Here is a 5,275-nt window from a genome sequence, read left to right as displayed (position 1 = left end):
AGTTTTTTTAAAATATAAGATCTTTCTTCCTGATTATAGGAATATCTTATCATTCCTTGGAATAAACTTTTATCTATTTTGCCTTTTTTTGTTTTAATGATAAACCGCTTAGTATTCTCTTTTATTGAATTCATACAAAGTTTTAAATAATTACTCTAAAGTAAGTTAACTAAATTTATTAATTTAAAACTACATAATGAAATTCAAATTATCGCGCCACCCTAAGTCGCATCCAAATATAAAACTGCAACCCAAGAATCAATGAAGCTATGACTAAATGTACGGCTTGAGATCCAAAAGGAAAATCCAAGTAATTCATAAAAACACCGCTTAAAATCGTGATCACAAATAATACAGCAAGAATTGTGTAGGATCTTTTAGGATGATGATAGGTATAAACCGCTATATAAATAAACCAACCATGCAAAACAACTAATAAAATAGAATAACTTCTATGAATAAAGAAAACTAAAGGCCCATTTTCTAACCATGCTGAGCTCAGTGGATAACCAAATAAATCTACCTGCTCATCGATATACTGCCTTACCTGTGTTCCCATAACCACTTGAATTAATGTCAACACGATCAATCCAGCGGCAGCGTTTACCATGGTTTTATTACTCTTATAGCGATAATCGATAGGTTTCACCTCATGAAGCAAATAAATCAATAATCCTACGATCAATAATGCAGCAATCATGTGAAAAGTGATCAAGGCTGGCGATAGGTTCGTATCGACAACTATTTTACCGATCACGGCTTGAACTCCCATAGAAATAACCGATACAAAGCTTAGAATCGTCAGTTTAGGTCTTTTCTTGATATATCTTAAGGAAAAAATAAACATGATAAAAACAACTAAACCACCTAAGGCACCTATCAACCTATTGATATATTCTGTCCAAGTATGGTATACATTAAAAACCGAATAATCATGTTTGGTATAGGGTTCCCAATTGGCTTCATTAAAAGTAGTTCCTGTGAAGAAATCTTCTTTTGCTACGCGCAATTCTTCATCTACTATAATCACCATTCCTTCTTTATACGGAGTTTCTGGAGAAAATTCAATTTGGGATTGCTCTGTAGGCGGAATCAAATATCCAAAACACTTAGGCCAGTCTGGACATCCCATACCACTTCCGGTCATACGCACCACAGCGCCAGCAACGATGATTAAGTAAATAATTATCACACTAGCCATTAACCACCATCGGTAACGTGATTCTGAAAAGAAATTTTTTATATTTTGATTCATTTGAATATTTATCTTTAAAATCAAATTGTCAGTCTGAGCTTGTCGAAGACGATATAAAAGTCGATTTCGATAGGTTCAATATGACAAATTTTGATTTTGATTTTATTTTTGATTTTGTTTTATCAAAATCAATGCATCCTATCACCTCTTACTTCCAGATTTGGTAAAAATCCAGCCTCATGGTCCAGCCAGTATTGCCATCTGGTCATAACTTTTTCTTCTTCAAAGAAGTTTTTAGCCAATTTCAAAAAGAGTTTGTAATGTGCAGCTTCAGCCACCATAAACTGGTGGTAAAAATCTTTTAATTCTTGTTCTTCCAGTTTTTGGGACAAAATCTTAAAACGCTCACAACTACGTGCTTCAATTAAAGCACAAATTAATAATTGGTCTAGAAACATCTGGTCACGACCAGTTCCTTTAGGTTTTCCTTTCATCAATTCTTTGATATATTGATCTGGTCTCTGGATTCCTAAGGTTAATCCGCGTTTTTTCAATTCTGCCAGTACCATTCTAAAATGTCCCCATTCTTCTGTTACCACGGGAGAAAGCGCCTCCACAATTTCTGGTTTATCAGAGTGCATCTGGATGATAGAAATAATTGTACTTGCCGCTTTTTGCTCACAAAAAGCATGATCAGTAAGTATATCCTGCATACTCATAGCAGCAAGATCTACCCATCGAGGATCGGTAGGTAAATTCAATCCTAGCGTGGTTTTAGAAACAGTATTTTCCATAATACAAAGGTCGTGAGTTATGTTGATTTATAACAGGAAAAGATAGTTTTTTAGTCTGTGAGTTTTTGAGTCTTTGAGTTGATTCTAAAACATTAATATTTCACTATTCCTTAAATTTATTCCCATTCACAGCATTTCCCTTTTCAAAAGGGAAAGAAGTGAAGTAGCGGCAGCGATTAGCGCAAAGGGTTTGGCGCGATATTTTTTTCCTATCTTTAAAATCTAATTTTAAACCACACCATCATGACAACCAAAGAAGTAGCAGACCAATTAGTTTCTTATTGCCGTAACAATCAAGAAGAAAAAGCCTATCAAGAATTATATAGTCCAGAGATCACTAGTGTAGAAATGACGGAGCCTATGAAAGAAGTTCAAGGCTTTGAAGGAATCCAAAAGAAAGGGCAGTGGTGGCAAGAAAATTTTGAAGTACACGGGACAAAAGTTTCTGATCCAGTAGTGGCCGATAATCATTTTGCAGTAACGTTTTGGATGGATACTACGCATAAACCTAGCGGTCAGCGATCTCAAATGAATGAGATCGCAGTGTACCAAGTTAAAGAAGGGAAAATCTGGCGAGAGCAGTTCTTCTATAATACCGAGGAGTAGTTTCTAGTCTCAGTTAGTTTTCAGTCTCAGTTAATAGTAGGCAATTTCATTTGCTCGCAAACTTGCAAATTTGATTAGGAAGTATTTAAAAAAAACTTGATTTTCCGCACTTGATGCGGAAACTTCTAGAATCTTTCTTGATAATATTTAAAATCTCGCTTTCGCGAAAGCGAGATTAACATAAACCTTATTCACCGTAAACTGCCACTGCGACTGTAAACTAATACCTATCTTTGCAGCCTTAAAAATCAGTAAGAAACATGCTTGTAGAGACAGCTACAAAATCAGTCGCATTTTATACTTTAGGTTGTAAACTTAATTTCAGTGAAACCAGTACCATCGCACGTTCTTTTAAACAAGAAGGTTTTGATAAGGTAGACTTTGAAGAAAAGGCAGATATTTATGTAATCAATACCTGCAGTGTTACTGAAAATGCTGATAAGCGTTTTAAATCTATAGTTAAGAAAGCGCAGAAATCAAATGATGATGCTTTTGTAATCGCAGTAGGTTGTTATGCGCAATTGAAACCTGAAGAACTGGCCGCTGTTGATGGAGTTGATCTGGTTTTAGGAGCTACAGAAAAGTTTAAAATCACCGATTATCTTAATCAGCTGTCTAAAGAAGAACCAACGCAGGTGCATTCTTGCGAGATCAATGAAGCCGATTTTTATGTAGGATCGTATTCCATAGGAGATCGCACTAGAGCTTTTCTTAAAGTTCAAGACGGTTGTGATTACAAATGTACCTATTGCACCATACCGCTAGCTCGTGGGATTTCTCGTAGTGATACTTTAGAAAATGTGATGGATAATGCTCGTAAAATAAGTGAGCAAGGCATCAAAGAAATCGTTCTTACAGGAGTTAACATAGGCGATTATGGAAAGGGCGAGTTCGGTAATAAACGACATGAGCATACTTTTCTAGATTTAGTACATGCGCTGGATACGGTAAAAGGTATTGAGCGTTTACGTATTTCTTCTATCGAGCCTAATTTATTGAAGAACGAGACTATAGAATTTGTCTCAGGAGCAAATGCTTTTGTGCCACATTTTCATATTCCGTTGCAGGTAGGTAATAACGAGTTGCTCGGTAAAATGAAGCGTCGTTACAATCGAGAATTGTACACTGATCGAGTGAGTAAGATTAAAGAAGTAATGCCCGATTGTTGTATAGGAGTAGATGTGATTGTAGGTTTCCCTGGCGAGACTGACGACCATTTTCTGGATACCTATAATTACTTGAGTAACTTAGATATTTCTTATCTACACGTTTTTACTTATTCTGAGCGTGAGAATACGCCAGCAGCGACTATGGAAGGAGCAGTTCCTTTAAAAGTACGCAAGAAACGTTCTAAAATGTTGCGTGGGTTATCTGTAAAAAAACGCCGTGCATTTTATGAAAGCCAGCTAGGTAAAACTAAAACCGTACTGTGGGAAGCCGAAAATAAAGAAGGATTTATTCAAGGTTTTACAGAGAATTATGTAAAAGTAAAAACCTATTGGAATCCAGAGTTAGTTAATCAATTACAAAGCATTCAACTTATTGAAATTGATGAAGATGGTTTGGTGCGAGTTGAAGTTGTAGATTAATCGTTAGAAATCCTTACATCCATAAAAAAATAAATTAAACTTGCAATCGTTATAACTTGCAGTTATTCATAAATTCTAGATGCGTTACTTGTTTCTTCTTATTTTGTTAGGTTCCGCTTTCGCGAAAGCGCAAATAGGAGGACGATCTACCTATCAATTTCTTAATCTGGTTTCAGGTACTAAGCAGGCGGCTTTGGGCGGTAGAGTGCTTACAGGCGTAGATTATGATCCTACTTCAGGGATTTTTAATCCTGCGACCATAAATCCTAAAATGGATAACCAGCTGCAAGTAAATTATGTGAATTATCTAGGTGACGTGAATTACGGGACAGCGAGTTATGCCTATACTTGGGACCGACATGTGCAAACTTTTCACGCTGGTGTGACTTACCTCAATTATGGAACTTTTGATGGGTTTGATGAGCAGGGAAATTCTACAGGAGAATTTGGCGGTAATGAAGTTGCCGTTTCTATGGGTTATGCGTACAACATACCATGGTCAGATTTTTATGTAGGAGCAAATCTCAAATTGATTTCTTCTAAGCTGGATATTTATACTTCTTTTGGAGGAGCAGTAGATTTAGGTGTTCTATATTACAATGAAGATAAAGCAATACGAGCAGCAGTTGTCATGCGCAATTTAGGAACTCAATTCACGCCATATAATGAGATTTATGAAGATTTGCCTTTAGAAATTTCGGCTGGATTTTCTAATACTATGAAAAACTTACCTTTAAGACTTCATGTGACTTTAGAAAACCTGCAACAATGGGATCTGGCTTTTACAAATGAAGCTAATGCGCAAACTGATCTGGACGGTAATGTGATCGAAGACAAGCCTAGCTTTTTCAATAATGCTTTGAGACACACGGTTTTTGGGCTGGAAATTTTCCCTGAGCAAGTTTTTGAAGTGCGATTGGGTTACAGTTTTAGAAGAGCAGAGGAATTACGCATCGATAATACCAGAGCTTTTTCTGGAATAAGTGCAGGATTCTCTCTTAAAATGAATAGATTAAGATTTAGTTATACGCATGCTCGATATACACTGGCATCACACACGAGTCTTTTTGGCGTGAATATAAATTTACAGT

Annotated in this window: 5 protein-coding genes; 3 read left to right on the top strand and 2 right to left on the bottom strand. The window is 36.1% G+C overall.

Annotated features, from left to right (window positions below; translation table 11 throughout):
- Positions 1-208: 208 nt before the first annotated feature.
- Positions 209-1,255 carry a heme A synthase gene (locus A9Q93_RS00045; RefSeq protein ID WP_303685322.1) on the bottom strand — a complete coding sequence of 349 codons (1,047 nt, stop codon included), beginning with the start codon at positions 1,253-1,255 and terminating at the stop codon, positions 209-211.
- 128 nt (positions 1,256-1,383) lie between these two features.
- The gene (locus tag A9Q93_RS00040; protein ID WP_303685321.1) at positions 1,384-1,989 is read right to left on the bottom strand and encodes a tRNA-(ms[2]io[6]A)-hydroxylase; all 606 of its coding nucleotides are present in this window, start codon (positions 1,987-1,989) and stop codon (positions 1,384-1,386) included.
- 243 nt (positions 1,990-2,232) lie between these two features.
- On the opposite strand from A9Q93_RS00040, the gene A9Q93_RS00035 reads away from it, so the two are divergent.
- The 3 genes from A9Q93_RS00035 to porQ form a co-directional block, all read left to right on the top strand.
- On the top strand, positions 2,233-2,595 hold the full coding sequence (locus A9Q93_RS00035) for a nuclear transport factor 2 family protein (RefSeq protein ID WP_303685320.1): 363 nt from the start codon (positions 2,233-2,235) through the stop codon (positions 2,593-2,595).
- A gap of 260 nt (positions 2,596-2,855) precedes the next feature.
- Positions 2,856-4,184: a tRNA (N(6)-L-threonylcarbamoyladenosine(37)-C(2))-methylthiotransferase MtaB gene (mtaB, locus tag A9Q93_RS00030; RefSeq protein ID WP_303685319.1), complete on the top strand. Its 1,329-nt coding sequence runs from the start codon at positions 2,856-2,858 to the stop codon at positions 4,182-4,184.
- 88 nt (positions 4,185-4,272) lie between these two features.
- A partial coding sequence (gene porQ, locus A9Q93_RS00025) for a type IX secretion system protein PorQ (RefSeq protein WP_369674675.1) occupies positions 4,273-5,275 on the top strand: 1,003 nt, incomplete at its 3' end.

Source organism: Nonlabens dokdonensis (assembly GCF_002162835.1).
Lineage (GTDB): Bacteria > Bacteroidota > Bacteroidia > Flavobacteriales > Flavobacteriaceae > Nonlabens > Nonlabens dokdonensis_B.
The sequence above is the reverse complement of the archived record's forward strand: the minus strand, read 5'-3'. Positions and strand labels throughout refer to the sequence as shown.

Excerpts from the sequence above, each read along its gene's own strand:
- A9Q93_RS00045 (WP_303685322.1), bottom strand. The coding sequence starts at position 1,255 with ATGAATCAAAATATAAAAAATTTCTTTTCAGAATCACGTTACCGATGG.
- A9Q93_RS00040 (WP_303685321.1), bottom strand. The coding sequence starts at position 1,989 with ATGGAAAATACTGTTTCTAAAACCACGCTAGGATTGAATTTACCTACC.
- A9Q93_RS00035 (WP_303685320.1), top strand. The coding sequence starts at position 2,233 with ATGACAACCAAAGAAGTAGCAGACCAATTAGTTTCTTATTGCCGTAAC.
- mtaB (WP_303685319.1), top strand. The coding sequence starts at position 2,856 with ATGCTTGTAGAGACAGCTACAAAATCAGTCGCATTTTATACTTTAGGT.